The sequence below is a fragment of the Streptomyces sp. NPDC028419 genome (assembly GCF_055565515.1).
In genome coordinates, this window is the sequence record NZ_JBVHUE010000030.1 from 70118 (window position 1) to 84284 (window position 14167).

At 73.9% G+C, this 14167-nt stretch carries 14 protein-coding genes; 8 read left to right on the forward strand and 6 right to left on the reverse strand.

Annotated elements, in window-relative coordinates; translation table 11 throughout:
• The first annotated feature begins 48 nt into the window (after positions 1-48).
• The gene (locus tag ACZ4UB_RS29685; RefSeq protein ID WP_468074837.1) at positions 49-1461 is read left to right on the forward strand and encodes an aldehyde dehydrogenase family protein; all 1413 of its coding nucleotides are present in this window, start codon (positions 49-51) and stop codon (positions 1459-1461) included.
• A 26-nt stretch (positions 1462-1487) separates the two neighbouring features.
• Positions 1488-2567 (forward strand): Zn-dependent alcohol dehydrogenase, encoded by a 1080-nt coding sequence (locus tag ACZ4UB_RS29690; protein WP_468074839.1) that lies wholly within the window; start codon positions 1488-1490, stop codon positions 2565-2567.
• Between the two features lie 335 nt (positions 2568-2902).
• Here ACZ4UB_RS29690 and ACZ4UB_RS29695 read toward each other — a convergent pair whose 3' ends face one another.
• Complete coding sequence (locus tag ACZ4UB_RS29695; RefSeq protein ID WP_468074841.1) at positions 2903-3547, reverse strand: TetR/AcrR family transcriptional regulator; 645 nt, start codon at positions 3545-3547, stop codon at positions 2903-2905.
• A 156-nt stretch (positions 3548-3703) separates the two neighbouring features.
• Here ACZ4UB_RS29695 and ACZ4UB_RS29700 point away from each other — a divergent pair, with 156 nt between their 5' ends.
• The 3 genes from ACZ4UB_RS29700 (at position 3704) to ACZ4UB_RS29710 (ending at position 5971) form a co-directional block, all read left to right on the forward strand.
• Positions 3704-4861: an acyl-CoA dehydrogenase family protein gene (locus ACZ4UB_RS29700; RefSeq protein WP_468074843.1), complete on the forward strand. Its 1158-nt coding sequence runs from the start codon at positions 3704-3706 to the stop codon at positions 4859-4861.
• A gap of 96 nt (positions 4862-4957) precedes the next feature.
• Positions 4958-5272 (forward strand): YiaA/YiaB family inner membrane protein, encoded by a 315-nt coding sequence (locus ACZ4UB_RS29705; protein WP_468074845.1) that lies wholly within the window; start codon positions 4958-4960, stop codon positions 5270-5272.
• 72 nt (positions 5273-5344) lie between these two features.
• Positions 5345-5971 (forward strand): TetR/AcrR family transcriptional regulator, encoded by a 627-nt coding sequence (locus tag ACZ4UB_RS29710; protein ID WP_468074847.1) that lies wholly within the window; start codon positions 5345-5347, stop codon positions 5969-5971.
• Between the two features lie 58 nt (positions 5972-6029).
• Here ACZ4UB_RS29710 and ACZ4UB_RS29715 read toward each other — a convergent pair whose 3' ends face one another.
• Positions 6030-6491, reverse strand: a complete 462-nt coding sequence (locus ACZ4UB_RS29715) for a MaoC family dehydratase (protein ID WP_354383576.1) — start codon at positions 6489-6491, stop codon at positions 6030-6032.
• Between the two features lie 162 nt (positions 6492-6653).
• Between ACZ4UB_RS29715 and soxR the strand changes: the two genes are divergently transcribed.
• On the forward strand, positions 6654-7112 hold the full coding sequence (gene soxR, locus ACZ4UB_RS29720) for a redox-sensitive transcriptional activator SoxR (RefSeq protein ID WP_354383577.1): 459 nt from the start codon (positions 6654-6656) through the stop codon (positions 7110-7112).
• Here soxR and ACZ4UB_RS29725 read toward each other — a convergent pair.
• The 4 genes from ACZ4UB_RS29725 to ACZ4UB_RS29740 form a co-directional block, all read right to left on the reverse strand.
• Positions 7099-7800, reverse strand: a complete 702-nt coding sequence (locus ACZ4UB_RS29725; RefSeq protein WP_468074849.1) for a 3-keto-5-aminohexanoate cleavage protein — start codon at positions 7798-7800, stop codon at positions 7099-7101. The genes soxR and ACZ4UB_RS29725 overlap by 14 nt on opposite strands.
• 88 nt (positions 7801-7888) lie before the next feature.
• A complete protein-coding gene (locus ACZ4UB_RS29730) occupies positions 7889-8434 on the reverse strand; it encodes a hypothetical protein (RefSeq protein WP_354383579.1) in 546 nt (181 codons plus the stop codon).
• A gap of 139 nt (positions 8435-8573) precedes the next feature.
• Positions 8574-9938, reverse strand: a complete 1365-nt coding sequence (locus ACZ4UB_RS29735) for a serine-threonine protein kinase (protein WP_468074852.1) — start codon at positions 9936-9938, stop codon at positions 8574-8576.
• Between the two features lie 153 nt (positions 9939-10091).
• Positions 10092-11345 carry an exo-beta-N-acetylmuramidase NamZ family protein gene (locus ACZ4UB_RS29740; RefSeq protein ID WP_468074854.1) on the reverse strand — a complete coding sequence of 418 codons (1254 nt, stop codon included), beginning with the start codon at positions 11343-11345 and terminating at the stop codon, positions 10092-10094.
• Between the two features lie 111 nt (positions 11346-11456).
• On the opposite strand from ACZ4UB_RS29740, the gene ACZ4UB_RS29745 reads away from it, so the two are divergent.
• Complete coding sequence (locus ACZ4UB_RS29745) at positions 11457-12380, forward strand: SDR family oxidoreductase (protein ID WP_468074856.1); 924 nt, start codon at positions 11457-11459, stop codon at positions 12378-12380.
• A 29-nt stretch (positions 12381-12409) separates the two neighbouring features.
• A complete protein-coding gene (locus ACZ4UB_RS29750) occupies positions 12410-14116 on the forward strand; it encodes a class I adenylate-forming enzyme family protein (protein ID WP_468074915.1) in 1707 nt (568 codons plus the stop codon).
• Positions 14117-14167: the final 51 nt, after the last annotated feature.

A 14167-nucleotide genomic window follows, 5' to 3' on the forward strand; every position in this document is an offset into this window, starting at 1 on the left:
AGGTCCATGCGGTCCATGCGGTTCACGCTCGCGCTCGGGAGGAATGCGATGAAGGCCCACGACGGGATGTACATCGGCGGGGAATGGCGGCCCGCCGTCGGACGGGACCGGATCGACGTCGTCAACCCGGCGGACGAGCAGGTCATCGGCAGCGTTCCGGCCGGGACCGAAGAGGACGTGGACGCGGGTGTCCGGGCCGCCCGCGCCGCGCTGCCCGGCTGGGCGGCCACCCCGCCCGCCGAACGGGCCGCGCGGATAGCCGCCCTGCGGGACGTCCTGATCGCCCGCAAGAGCGAGATCGCGCAGACCATCACCGCGGAACTCGGCTCCCCGCTCGGTTTCTCCGAGAGGGTCCACGTCGGGGCGCCCATCGCCGTGGCCGACTCGTTCGCCGAGCTGGGCGCGACGTACGCCTTCGAGGAGCGGCTGGGCAACTCCACCGTTCTCCTCGAACCGATCGGTGTCGTCGGGGCCATCACCCCCTGGAACTATCCCCTGCACCAGGTCGTTGCCAAGGTGGCACCCGCTCTCGCCGCCGGCTGCACCGTCGTCCTCAAGCCCGCCGAGGACACCCCGCTGACCGCACAGCTCTTCGCCGAAGCCGTGCACGATGCGGGCATCCCCGCCGGCGTGTTCAACCTGGTGACCGGCACCGGACCGGTCGCCGGACAGGCACTGGCCGCCCACCCCGGGGTGGACCTCGTCTCCTTCACCGGTTCGACCGCCGTCGGCAAGCGGATCGGCGCCACCGCGGGCGCCGCCGTGAAGCGCGTCGCCCTTGAACTGGGGGGCAAATCGGCCAATGTCATCCTGCCCGGGGCCGACCTCGCCAAGGCGGTCGCGGCCGGCGTCGGACACGTCATGAACAACACGGGCCAGAGCTGCAATGCGCTGACCCGGATGCTCGTCCACCGCGACGACTACGAGGAAGCCGTCACCCTCGCAGCCGCCGCGGTCGCCAAGTACCCCACCGGCGACCCGTGCGACCCGGCCACCCGCCTCGGCCCGGTCGTCAACGCCAAGCAGCACGAGCGCGTCCGCGGCTACATCGCCAAGGGCGTGGAGGAAGGCGCCCGCCTGGTCGCCGGCGGCTCCGACGCTCCCGCGGAGCGCGGCTACTTCGTCGCGCCCACCGTCTTCGCGGACGTCACGCCCGACATGACCATCGCCCAGGAGGAGATCTTCGGCCCCGTCCTGTCGATCCTCGCCTACGACGACGAGGACGAGGCCCTCGGCATCGCCAACGGCACCGTCTACGGTCTGGGCGGCGCGGTGTGGGCGGCGGACGAGGCGACCGCCGTCGCCTTCGCGCGCCGCATGGACACCGGCCAGGTGGACATCAACGGAGGCCGCTTCAATCCGCTCGCCCCCTTCGGCGGCTACAAGCAGTCCGGCGTGGGACGCGAGCTGGGCCCGCACGGCCTGGCCGAGTACCTCCAGACCAAGTCCCTGCAGTTCTGAGCCCCGGAAACACGGAGACGACGACCATGGTCCGCGCCGCCATCCTGCCCGCCATCGGAGCGCCCCTGGAGATCCGGGACATCGTGCTCCCCGATCCCGGACCCGGGCAGGTCCGGGTCAAGCTCACCGCCGCCGGGGTCTGCCACTCGGACCTCTCCCTCACCGACGGCACCATGCGGGTGCCCGTACCCGCCGTCCTCGGCCACGAGGGCTCCGGCACCGTGCTCTCCGTCGGCGAGGGCGTCACCCACGTCGCCCCCGGGGACGGGGTGGTCCTCAACTGGGCCCCGTCCTGCGGGCAGTGCCACCACTGCTCGATCGGCGAGGTGTGGCTCTGCGTCAACGCCCTCGCGGGGGTCGGCGCGGTCTACGCCCACGACGCCCAGGGCACCGAGCTGCACCCGGGGCTCAATGTGGCCGCCTTCGCCGAGGAGACCGTCGTCGCGGCGAACTGCGTGCTGCCCGCACCGGCCGGGGTCCCGCTCGCGGAGGCGGCGCTGCTCGGCTGCGCCGTCCTGACCGGTTACGGCGCCGTCCACCACAGCGCCCAGGTGCGTCCCGGCGAGTCCGTCGCGGTCTTCGGTGTCGGCGGGGTCGGCCTGGCCGCGCTCCAGGCTGCGCGGATCGCGATGGCCGGTCCCGTCGTGGCCGTGGACGTCTCGCCGGCCAAGGAGGAACTGGCCCGTGCGGCCGGTGCCACCGAGTTCGTGCTCGCCTCCGACACCACCGCCAAGGAGATCCGGGCGCTCACCGGTGGCCGGGGCGTGGACGTCGCCGTCGAGTGCGTCGGCCGGGCCGAGACCATCCGTGGGGCCTGGGAGTCCACCCGGCGCGGTGGCCGTACGACGGTCGTCGGGATCGGGGGCAAGGAACAGCAGGTCAGCTTCCATGCCCTGGAGATCTTCCACTTCGCCCGTACTCTCACCGGCTGCGTCTACGGGAACAGCGACCCGGCGCGGGACCTGCCGGTGCTGGCCGCGCACGTCCGGGCCGGGCGGCTCGACCTCGGGGCGCTGGTGACCGATCGGATCGGGCTGGACGGGATTCCGGCTGCGTTTGGAGCGATGCTTGCCGGTAAGGGGGGTCGCTCCCTGGTCGTGTTCTAGGCCGGCTCCCCCCGCCCGCCGGTGTGCGCCTCAAGCGCCGGCGGGGCTGGGGTGGTCGGGCTCGGCCTTCGCCCTGCGGCCGGTGTGCGCCTCAAACGCCGGCGGGGCTGGGTTTGGCGGGTGTGTGCGCCTCAAACGACGGCGGGGCTGGGTTTGGTGGGTTTGTGCGTCGAGTGCCGGCGGGGCTGGGTTTGGCCGGTGTGTGCGTCGAGTGCTGGTGGGGCTCGGTTTGGGTGGTGTGCGCCTCAAGCGCCGGTGGGGCTGGAGGGGGCTGCGGTCGGGGGTGCCCCGTACGTGGCCCCGTCCTGCACGCTCGCGCATGCCTGCCCGCTCCGCTAGGCGCCCCGCAGGGCCTCGTGTTGGAGGGTCAGGCCGTCCAGTAGGGCCGTCAGGCCCGTTTCGAAGGCGGCCTGGTCGATCTCGCGCTGGCGCTCGGCCAGTAGGTGGGCCTGGCCCAGGTGCGGGTAGTCCGCGGGGTCGTACGCCGTCTCGTCGTCCACGAAGCCCCGGGCGAACGAGGCGACCGCCGATCCCAGGATGAAGTACCGCATCAGCGCGCCGATCCGCGTGGCCTGCGCGGGCGGCCACCCCGCCGCCGTCATCGCACCGAACACCGCGTCGGCCACCCGTAGCCCGGCCGGCCGGCGCCCCGGCCCCCGGGCCAGTACCGGCACGATGTGGGGATGGTCGGCCAGTGCGTCCCGGTAGGAATGCGCCCAGTCGGCCAGGGCCGTGCGCCAGTCGCGCGGATCCCCCTCCTCGAACATCGACAGGTCCACCCGTGCGCTCACCGCGTCCGCGACCGCCTCCAGGATCTGGTCCTTGGTGCGGAAGTGGTTGTAGAGGGACGGCCCGCTGACCCCCAGGGCCGCCGCCAGCCGCCGGGTCGAGACCGCCTCCAGCCCCTCCGCGTCCACGAGCGCACCTGCCGCCGTCACGATGCGTTCTCTGCTGAGGAGGGGCTTGCGCGGTCTGGCCATGCGCCACATAGTAGGGCCTGTCCCGCTTAAACTACCGCTGATAGTTTAAGCGGCCGTCAGTGGGCTCGTCGGCGGGCCCGTCAGTGGTGGGTCCGGTGGAGTCCGATCGAGTCAGATCGAGTCCGAGGGGCGCCCCGGCGGCGTCGAGGGGTGGCCATGAACCTGGAACTCAGCGAGGAGCAGACCGCGGTCCGCCGCCTCGCCCGCGACTTCGCGGACCGCGAGATCATGCCGTACGCAGCCGACTGGGACCGCGCCGAGAGCGTGGACCGGGCCATCGTCAAGAAGCTCGGCGCCGTCGGCTTCCTCGGCCTGACCGTGCCCGAGGAGTACGGCGGCTCCGGTGGCGACCACCTCGCCTACGTCCTGGTCACCGAGGAGCTCGGCCGCGCCGACTCCGCCGTGCGCGGCATCGTCTCCGTCTCCCTCGGCCTGGTCGCCAAGACCGTCGCCGCCTGGGGGAACGAGGAGCAGAAGCGGGCCTGGCTGCCGCGCCTGTGCTCCGGCGACGCCCTGGGCTGCTTCGGCCTCACCGAGCCCGGCACCGGATCGGACGCAGGCAACCTCACCACCCGCGCCGTGCACGACCCCGCCACCGACACGTACACCGTCAACGGCGCCAAGACCTTCATCACCAACGGCACCTGGGCGGACGTCGTCCTCGTCTTCGCCCGCACCAACGACGAGCCCGGCCACCGCGGGGTCTCCGCCTTCCTGGTCCCCACCGACAGCCCCGGCCTGACCCGCCGCGAGATCCACGGCAAGCTCGGCCTGCGCGGCCAGGCCACCGCCGAACTCGCCTTCGCCGACGTGCGGGTTCCGGGCGCCGCGATGCTCGGCCCCGAGGGCAAGGGGTTCTCGGTCGCGATGTCCGCGCTGGCCAAGGGCCGGATGTCGGTCGCCGCGGGCTGCGTCGGCATCGCCCAGGCGGCGCTGGACGCGGCCCTCGCGTACGCCGCCCAGCGCGAGCAGTTCGGCAAGTCGATCGCGGGTCACCAGCTCGTCCAGGAGCTGATCGCCGACATCAGCGTGGACGTGGACGCGGCCCGGCTGCTCACCTGGCGGGTCGCCGACCTCATCGACCGCGGACTGCCCTTCGCGGCCGAGTCCTCGACCGCCAAGCTCTTCGCCTCCGAGGCCGCGGTGCGCGCGGCGAGCAACGCCCTCCAGGTGCACGGCGGTTACGGCTACATCGACGAGTACCCGGCGGGGAAGCTGCTGCGCGACGCCCGCGTCATGACCCTCTACGAAGGCACCAGTCAGATCCAGAAGCTGCTCATCGGCCGCGCCCTGACCGGAGTTTCGGCCTTCTGATCAATCCATCGAGCCCGCGCGCCTGAGTACCGGGGTGAACTCACCTGAGTACGTGCGCGGATTACCCCGGCCGCGCCCGCTCGCGATGCTGGACCCATGAACGAGACACCGGTCAAGCAGCAGAACACGGGGGCCTACTACGGCCAGGCCGTCGCCTCCTTCGGCATCGCCATGGCGGCCGTCGCCCTGGGGATCTACAACCTGGAGGCGAACGCCTGGGTGCGGGCCTTCCTCGGCATCGCGGTGCTCTACCTCGTCACCTCCGCCTTCACGCTCGCCAAGGTGGTCCGTGACCGCCAGGAGGTGACCCAGATCGTCACCCGGGTCGACCAGGCCCGGATGGAGAAGATCATGACGGAGTACGACCCCTTCTCGCCGCGGTCGGCGCCGAAGCCCGCGCAGGACCGCTAAGCGCTTGCTCACCCTCCGGTAAGGTGTTCACTTCCACACGGGGACGAGCACGGCGAAGAGGGTGAGCGGGCGATGGACATCGCGGACGAGGCGACGACCGGCGGCTACCAGCCCTGGTCGGAGGTCACCCCCGACGCCGCGCGCCGGCTGCTGCTCGCCGCCGTCGAGGCCTTCGCGGAACGCGGTTACCACGCCACGACCACGCGCGACATCGCGGGGCGGGCCGGGATGAGCCCGGCCGCGCTCTACATCCACTACAAGACGAAGGAAGAGCTGCTCCACCGGATCAGCCGGATCGGCCACGACAAGGCCCTGGAGATCCTGGAGACCGCCGCGGACGGCCCCGGCACCGCCGCCCAGCGGCTCGAAGCCGCCGTCCGGTCCTTCGTGCTCTGGCACGCCGCGCACCACACCACCGCGCGGGTGGTCCAGTACGAGCTCGATGCTCTCGCTCCGGAGCACCGCTCCGACATCGTGGCGCTGCGCCGTCGCAGCGACGCCGCCGTCCGCCGGATCCTCGCGGACGGCGTCCGTGCGGGGGAGTTCGACGTGCCGGACGTGCCGGGCACCACCCTCGCCGTGCTGTCGCTGTGCATCGACGTGGCCCGCTGGTTCAGCGCGGCCGGTCAGCGCACGCCCGACGAGGTCGGCGCCCTCTACGCCGGCCTCGTGCTCCGCATGGTCGGCGCGCGCCCGTAGCGCCACGGACGCGCGCCCGCGGTGCCCGGGCGGACCCCGGTACGCCCGGGCCGTCGGTTCAGAAGTAGTAGCGCGACACCGTCTGCGCCACGCACACCGGCTTGTCGCCGCCCTCGCGCTCGATCGTGACCGTCGCCGCGACCTGCACCCCGCCGCCCGCCTCCGTGACCTCGGTGATCACGGCGGTGGACCGCAGGCGCGAGCCGACGGGCACGGGCGCGGGGAAACGGACCTTGTCGACCCCGTAGTTGATGCCCATCTTCATGCCCTCGACCCGCATCGTCTGCGGCACCAGGCTCGGCAGCAGCGACAGCGTCAGGTACCCGTGGGCGATGGTCGTCCCGAAGGGTCCGGACGCCGCGCGCTCGGGGTCCACGTGGATCCACTGGTGGTCGCCGGTGGCGTCCGCGAAGAGGTCGACCCGCTTCTGGTCGATCTCCAGCCACTCGCTCGGCCCGAGCGGCTCGCCGATCCCCCCGCGCAGTTCCTCGGCGGACGTGAAGATCCTCGGCTCGGCCATGTGCGTGTTCCTGCCCCTCGACGACGACAACGGCGAACGAACTCAACGACTCGATCAGCGACTCGGTCAGCGACTCGATCAACGAATAAGCGCTTGCTCAGCATGCTGGGGCCGCCTGCGTCTGTCAACGGACACCCGCGGCCACCGACTACGCTCGGCCCGGTGCCGCAGATTCCCGAAAAAGTCCACGAACTCACCGTCGGCCAGCTGTCCGCGCGCAGCGGCGCGGCGGTCTCCGCGCTCCATTTCTACGAGACCAAGGGCCTGATCAGCAGCCGCCGCACCGCGGGGAACCAGCGCCGCTACAGCCGTGACGCGCTGCGCCGGGTCGCCTTCGTGCGCGCCGCCCAACGCGTCGGCATCCCGCTGCTCACCATCCGCGAGGCGCTGGCGCAGCTCCCGGAGGAGCGCACCCCCACTCACGAGGACTGGGCCCGGCTGTCCGAGAACTGGCGCGCCGAGCTCGATCAGCGGATCAAGCAACTCGGGCGGCTGCGCGACCACTTGAGCGACTGCATCGGCTGCGGCTGCCTCTCGTTGGAGACCTGCGTGCTGTCCAACCCGGACGACGTCTTCGGCGACCGCATCACCGGCTCCCGCCTCTACGTCACACCCCAGTAGCGAGCAGGGCCAGCGCCACCGCCACCAGTTCTTCGTTGGAGCGGGCCGGGCGACCGTCCGGCAGGAGGAGTACGTCGCCCAGCCCGGTCCGGACCCACCCGTGCGGCCCCACCCCCGCACCGCGGAGCAAGGCTCCCCAGGCGGCGCCATCACGGCCGTGGACCAGCACCTCGCGCACCCCACCAGCGGCACTCACCTCCACCCCGCCCCCCGCACCCCCGGCCCCCACCTCCACCACCAGCCGAGCCACCCCAGCCACCCACATCGCCCCCTCCGCACCGCCCCCGGCGCCCTCGACGCCCCCCGGCACCACCGCGTCCACGCCCACCCCCCGCTCCGCCAGCGCGGCCGCCAGCTCCACCGCCCCCGGCTCGGCGAAGCGCACCTCGGCCCGGTCGGGCAGAACCTCCCAGGACCGCACCCGGGCCACCCGCGCCCCGGGGTCCGGTTCCGTGCCCACGCTCGCGCACACCACCAGTGGCACCGCGACCCCGCCCTCCCGCAGCGCCCGGAGCACCGGCCCGACCACCCGCGGCGACAGGCTCTCGCGCCCGCACGGGGTCCGCGGGTGCACCAGCACCTCCGCGGCCCCGGCGGCCACCGACCGCAGCGCCGACTCCACCAGCGCCCGCGGGGACATCGGGACCGCGGCCCCGTCCGCCGCGGTCCGCGACCCGTTCAGCGACACCTGCAACCGCACCCGGCCGGGCCGCACACCCCCGGCCCCCGTTCCCGCACCCACGTCCGCCCCGTATCCGCCCACGCACCCGCGCCCGTCACGCAGAGTCCGCGAGCGCCGGTCTGGGCACCACGATCCCGCAGCCCGCGCACACCGGGCCCACCCAGTGGCCGGGCCCGGCCGGGGCGTTCCAACGCAGCTCCTGGTCCCCGCACACCGGGCACCCCGTGCCCGGCTCCGACTCCAGCGCCTTCACCAGCCGCCGCAGCACCTCGCCCAGGGCGCCCTCCGGGCGGACGTCCGGGTCCGCGCACCGCACGACCGCCTCGCCGCCGCTCCACGTCCACTCCGGGCGCCGCAGCCCGTCGTGCTTCTCGCGGCGCCGACGCTCGGCGAAGTGGCGCTCGTACTCCAGCCACACCGCCCGCGCGTCCTCCAGCTCCTCCAGTGCGGCGACCAGCCTGAGCGGGTCCGCGCCCCGGTCGTCAGGGCCTATCCCGTGCCGGTCGCACAGGTGCCACCAGGTCGCCCGGTGCCCGTACGGGGCGAAACGCTCCAGACAGCGGCGCAGTGAATGGCGCCGCAGGGCCCGGTCGTTGCCCGCGTCGCGCACCTGGTACGCCAGACTACGGAAACCCGCCATCACACCTGCACCTCCGTCGCGCCCGTCCCCGCCCACGGCATCGAGTGACGTCACATGTCCTTGATGTGCCCAACATGCCCGCCCGGGCGCGGGCGCATGCGGGGGCGGTCGAGGCGTGCGGGTGGCACATGGCCGGAAGTCAGCGCCCCACGCGCCCCGCCAGTGTGACCAGACGGGCCAATTCCTCGTGGCAGACGTCGCTGTGCGCCCCGGAAGGCGCCCCTCCGCGCCGCACCACGGACGCCGCGTCCACGCTCACGCACCCGCCGGTCGGCAGCCCGCCGCGCAGCGCCGCGTCCAAGGTCAGCCGTGCCGAGCCGGGCACCTCCTGGATGCCGTCGTGCCCGAGCGCACCCCACCGGGCGTCGAAACCCGCGAAACCGGTCGCGTCCCCGGCCATCCGGGAGGCCAGCGGATAGAACACCTTCAAGGCGGTGTCGAAGCCCGAATGGCAGGCGACCACCGGTCCGTCCACCCTCGTCTGGAGCCCGTGCAGGTCGCCGGAGCCCCGGCCGAACGGCAGTCGGGCGGCGAAGGCGTAGTGGGAGAAGGCCCCCTGGAGCAGGGTCACCGAGTGTACGGAGCGCGGTCCGGCCGCCGGCAGCCCGCGCAGCGCGAACGAGACCACCCGCGCCCCGAAGCTGTGCCCGATCAGGTGGACCCGGGGGCCGCTCGCGCCGCCCGGCGTCCGTGCCAGCCCCGCCAGCACCGGGCCGAGGCCGTGCTCGCCGACGACCCCGGCGCGGTGCTTCATCCGGTAGTAAGTGGCCTGCCGCAGCAGCTCCTTGGCGCCGTTCCAGAGGGAGTGCGCGGCGGATCCCGCCGAGAGGCCCTGCGCCCCCGCCACCGGCGGTGCGCCGTCCAGCGCCCCGGTCTGCGCCAGCGCCTCCGTGAAGGCCCGGCACACCTCCAGCACGTCCTCGGTGAACATCAGCGGCACCCGGGCGGGCGCGGTCGCTCCCGGGCCCGCCGGGGCGTCCGTACCGCTCAACTCGCGTATCAGTGCGCCGAATTCGATGAGCGAGCCGGCCGACTCCGGCTGTTCTTCGAGCAGCTGCGCCAGCCGGTCCAACTCGGCCTCCCGGCCCGGCCAGAACTCCCCGAGCGCGGAGCGCGTCCGCGGATCCAACCGCACCGCGTATCCGGTGTCCGCGACCGCGCCCAGGTGTTCGAAGTCCGGCGGCGGATCGTCGGCGAAGACCATCGACGGCCAGAACACCCCCACGTACCCGGGCCGCACCCCCGGCCCCAGCAGTCCGGGGAAGGGCGCGAAGAAGTGGTCGTAGAGCTGGGTGGAGGTGGCCCGGTCGCTGTTCCAGCCGTGCGCGAAGACGAACAGGTCCGTCGCGTCCAGCCGGGCCACCGCGTCCCGGGACGCCGGATCCACGTCCCCGTCCGCGTCGAAGACCAGCTCCGCGTACGGCCGTACGCCCACACCAGAGGCCCCGGCGGCCCCAGCAGCCGCGCCCGGCACTCCCGCACCCGGCACTCCCGCACCCGCCATGTCGTCCCCCTCCGCGTCGCACCGCCGGGCCGCGGCGCGGCCGTGCCGACAGCATCCTGCGGGCACCCCCGACCGGCCAGCCCCACGACCGCACCGACCGCGGCGGCAGATCCCACGGGCAGGTCCCACGCGCACGTCCCCCCGGCACGCGCCTCAGGGATAGAGCAGGTACTTCTCCCGGACCGCGGCGAACCGCGCCAGCCCCGCCTCCCAGTCCGCCACGATCTCCGCGACCCCCGCCCCGGCGTCCACCATCAGCCGGACCCGGTCCGAGCCGGTCAGCCGGTCGATCCAGTGGTCCGCGCGCCACGCGAAGCCGCTCCAACTGCTCCGCGCGCTCACCAGCAGCCCGATCCCGGTCCGCACCGGGTCGAAGACCTCCGGGTCGTGCACCAGCAGCCGCACCCCGCCGCACACCCGCCCGGCGTGCTTGGAGAAGGACGGGGTGAAGTACGCCTCCCGGAACCACACGCCCGGCAGCCCCAGCGCATCCGCCTCCCGCGCCCAGCGCCGGTCGACGCCCTCCGCGCCCAGCACCTGGAAGGGGGTGGTGGTGCCCCGCCCCTCGGACAGGTTCGTCCCCTCGAACAGGCAGGTCCCGGCGTACGCGAGGGCCGTTTCCGGGGTCGGCACGTTCGGGCTCGGCGGCACCCACGGCAACCCCGTCGCCCCGAACCGGTCCCGGCGCCGCCACCCGGACATCCGGACCGTGCGCAACCGCACCGGCCGCGCCGCCAGGAACTCGCCGTTGAACAGCAGCGCCAGCTCGGCCGCCGTCATCCCGTGCGCGAGCGCGATCGGCTCCCGGCCCACGCCGCTGGCGTACGCCCGCTCCAGCACCGGACCGGCGGCCCGGGCCCCGCCCACCGGATTGGGCCGGTCCAGGACCACCAGGGCCTTGTCCGCCAGCGCGGCCGCCCGCATGCAGTCGTACAGCGTCCAGATGTAGGTGTAGAACCGCGCGCCCACGTCCTGGACGTCGAAGACCACGGTGTCCACGCCGGCCGCCGTGAAGACGTCCGCGAGCGCCTGCCCGCTCTTGTCGTAGACGTCGTACACGGGCAGTCCCGTCGCCGGGTCGCGGGAGGTCCCCTCCGACCCGCCCGCCTGGGCGGTCCCGCGGAAACCGTGCTCCGGCCCGAACACCGCCACCAGGCGCACCCGTTCGTCCGCGTGCAGTACGTCGACCAGGTGGCGCGCGTCGGCGGTGATCCCGGTGGGGTTGGTCACCACCCCGACCCGCTGACCGGCGAGCTCCCCGTAACCCTCGGCCATCAGCCGCTCCAGCCCGGTCACCACCCGCCCCGGTGTCCGGCCGCGGCCCGGCCCCGGCGCGGCGGCGCCCACCGCGCCCGCGGCCCCCAGCGCCCCCGCCACTCCCAGCAGTCCCCGTCGCGACAGATCCATCGGCCCACGCTAGGCGTCGGCACCCTTCCACCCCGGCATACCGACTGGTTAGTCTGCCGTCGACCGGCGCGATCCGGCGCGGGCGACGGCAGGCGACGAGGGGCGGATCCAGTGGGCACGGAGCAGCACGGCCAGCAGGAGCGGCACGAATCCGACCCGGGCCCGCAGGACGGCACGCTCGACGCCCGGCTCGACGCCCGGCTCGACGCCCGGCTCGACGCCCGGCTCGACGCCCGGCTCGACGCCCGGCTCGACGCCCGGCTCGGCGACCGGCTCGGGCACGAGGGCGCGCGCGTCGTCGTCACCGGCGCGGGCGGCGGGATCGGCGCCGCCCTCGCGCACCGGTTCGCCGCCGAGGGCGCGACCGTCGTGGTCAACGACCTCGACCCCGCGAAGGCCGAGAGCGTGGCGGGGGAGATCGGCCCGTCGGCGATCGCGCTGCCCGGCGACGCCTCGACCGTCGTGGCCGAGGCCCGCGAGGCCCTGGGCGGCACGGTCGACGTCTACTGCGCCAACGCCGGGCTCGCCTCGGGCGGTGACGCCTTCGCCGACGAGGCCGTCTGGGACGCCGCCTGGCAGACGAACGTGATGGCCCACGTCCGGGCGGCCCGCGCGCTGCTGCCGCACTGGCTGGAGCGGGGCAGCGGCCGGTTCGTCTCCACCGTCTCGGCCGCCGGGCTCCTGACCATGATCGGAGCCGCGCCGTACAGTGTCACCAAGCACGGTGCACTCGCCTTCGCCGAATGGCTGTCGCTGACCTACCGCCACCGCGGGATCCAGGTCCACGCCATCTGCCCGCAAGGAGTGCGCACCGACATGCTGACGGCCGCGGGTTCCGCCGGCGAGCTGGTGCTCGCGCCGACCGCCATCGAGCCCGCCGCGGTCGTGGACGCCCTCTTCGACGGCATGGCGCGGGGCCGGTTCCTGATCCTCCCGCACCCCGAGGTCGCCGGATACGCCGCGGCCCGCGCCGCCGACCCCGACCGCTGGCTCAGCGGGATGAACCACCTCCAGCAGAAGTGGGAGACCCGGTGACCCGGCCCGCGCACCAGGATCCCCGGCCCCTGGAGGAGCCGCCCGCGCACCGGGCCCCCCACCCGGCGCCGCCCGGCTCGCCCTACGCCGCGCGCCCCTGGCTCGGCCGGCTCACCGCCGTCCAGCGGGCCCCGGTGAGCCCGCCGCCCACCGTGCTGCACGCCTTCCGCGACGCCGTGGCCCGGGCCCCGGGCCGGACCGCGCTCGCCTACTTCGACGGGCGGATCGACTACGCCGGGGCGGACGCGCTCTCCGACTCCGTCGCCGGGTACCTCGCCGGGCGCGGGGTGCGGGCGGGGGACCGGGTCGCGGTCATGCTCCAGAACACGCCCCACTTCGCGCTCGCCGTCCTCGCCGCCTGGAAGGCCGGGGCCGTCGTGGTCCCGCTCAACCCCATGTACAAGTCCGCCGAGGTGGCGCACGTCCTGCGCGACTCCGGGGCCACCGCGCTGGTCTGCGACCGCCGCGCCTGGGCGGCGTACCTGGAGGGGACCGTCGAGGGCACGGACGTGCGCACCGTGCTCACCGCCCGCGACCTGGACTTCCAGACCCGCGGCGACACCCGGGTCCTGGACCTGGACCCGGACCCGGGTCGGCCGCTGTCAGACGGCATCGCCGAGGACTTCCTCGCGGTGGCCCGCCACGGCCACCGCGCCCCCGCCTTCCCGGACACCGGCCCCGCCGACACCGCGCTGATCAGCTACACCTCCGGCACCAGCGGCACCCCCAAGGGCGCCCTGAACCCGCACGGCGCGATCACCCACAACGCGGAGCGCCAGGTGAGCGCCCACCCGGTCCCCGAGGGCGCCACCTACTTCGCCCTCGCCCCGCTCTTCCACATCACCGGCCTGGTCTGCGAACTCGCCGCCTGCTTCCGCAACGCGGGCACCCTCGCCCTCACCCACCGCTTCGACGCCGGCGTGGTCCTGGACGCCTTCCTCGAACACCGCCCGGCCTACACCGTCGGCCCGGCCACCGCCTTCATGGCGCTCGCCGCCCACCCGGGCGCCACCCGGGACCACTTCGCCTCGTTCCGGGTGATCTCCTCGGGCGGGGCCCCGCTGCCGCCCGCGCTGGTCGAGCGGTTGCGCGCCACCTTCGGCTTCTACCTCCGCAACGGCTACGGGCTCACCGAATGCACCGCCCCCTGCGCCTCCGTGCCCCCGCACCTCGAAGCGCCGGTCGACCCGGCCTCCGGCACCCTCTCCGTCGGCGTCCCGGGCGCGGACACGGTCGTACGCATCCTCGACGAGCGCGGCGCCGAGGTGCCGCTCGGCGAGAGCGGGGAGATCGCCGTCCGCGGACCCCAGGTGGTGCCCGGCTACTGGCGGTTGCCCGCCGACACGGCCAAGGCCTTCCCGGGCGGCGAACTGCGCACCGGGGACATCGGCTTCATGGACGCGGATGGCTGGCTCTATGTGGTCGACCGCAAGAAGGACATGATCAACGCGTCCGGTTTCAAGGTCTGGCCGCGCGAGGTCGAGGACCTCCTCTACACGCACCCGGCCGTCCGCGAAGCCGCCGTCGTGGGCGTTCCGGACCCCTATCGGGGGGAGAGTGTGAAGGCGTACGTCAGTCTTCGCCCCGGTATGTCCGTGGAGCCCGCCGAACTGTCCGCGTACTGCGCCGAGCGCATCGCCGCGTACAAATACCCGCGCCAGGTCGAGATACTGCCTGTTCTGCCGAAGACGACCAGTGGCAAGATCCTGCGACGGGAACTGCGCGAGCGCGGCTGAAAACCAGCGGTGGGCGCGTCGCGTTCGACGGTGAAGGCGAAGGGAAGGCGA

Excerpts from the sequence above, each read along its gene's own strand:
- ACZ4UB_RS29730 (WP_354383579.1), bottom strand. The coding sequence starts at position 8,434 with ATGGCGGGTTTCCGTAGTCTGGCGTACCAGGTGCGCGACGCGGGCAAC.
- ACZ4UB_RS29690 (WP_468074839.1), top strand. The coding sequence starts at position 1,488 with ATGGTCCGCGCCGCCATCCTGCCCGCCATCGGAGCGCCCCTGGAGATC.
- ACZ4UB_RS29740 (WP_468074854.1), bottom strand. The coding sequence starts at position 11,345 with ATGGATCTGTCGCGACGGGGACTGCTGGGAGTGGCGGGGGCGCTGGGG.
- ACZ4UB_RS29685 (WP_468074837.1), top strand. The coding sequence starts at position 49 with ATGAAGGCCCACGACGGGATGTACATCGGCGGGGAATGGCGGCCCGCC.
- ACZ4UB_RS29695 (WP_468074841.1), bottom strand. The coding sequence starts at position 3,547 with ATGGCCAGACCGCGCAAGCCCCTCCTCAGCAGAGAACGCATCGTGACG.
- ACZ4UB_RS29715 (WP_354383576.1), bottom strand. The coding sequence starts at position 6,491 with ATGGCCGAGCCGAGGATCTTCACGTCCGCCGAGGAACTGCGCGGGGGG.
- ACZ4UB_RS29700 (WP_468074843.1), top strand. The coding sequence starts at position 3,704 with ATGAACCTGGAACTCAGCGAGGAGCAGACCGCGGTCCGCCGCCTCGCC.
- ACZ4UB_RS29710 (WP_468074847.1), top strand. The coding sequence starts at position 5,345 with ATGGACATCGCGGACGAGGCGACGACCGGCGGCTACCAGCCCTGGTCG.
- ACZ4UB_RS29705 (WP_468074845.1), top strand. The coding sequence starts at position 4,958 with ATGAACGAGACACCGGTCAAGCAGCAGAACACGGGGGCCTACTACGGC.
- ACZ4UB_RS29735 (WP_468074852.1), bottom strand. The coding sequence starts at position 9,938 with ATGGCGGGTGCGGGAGTGCCGGGTGCGGGAGTGCCGGGCGCGGCTGCT.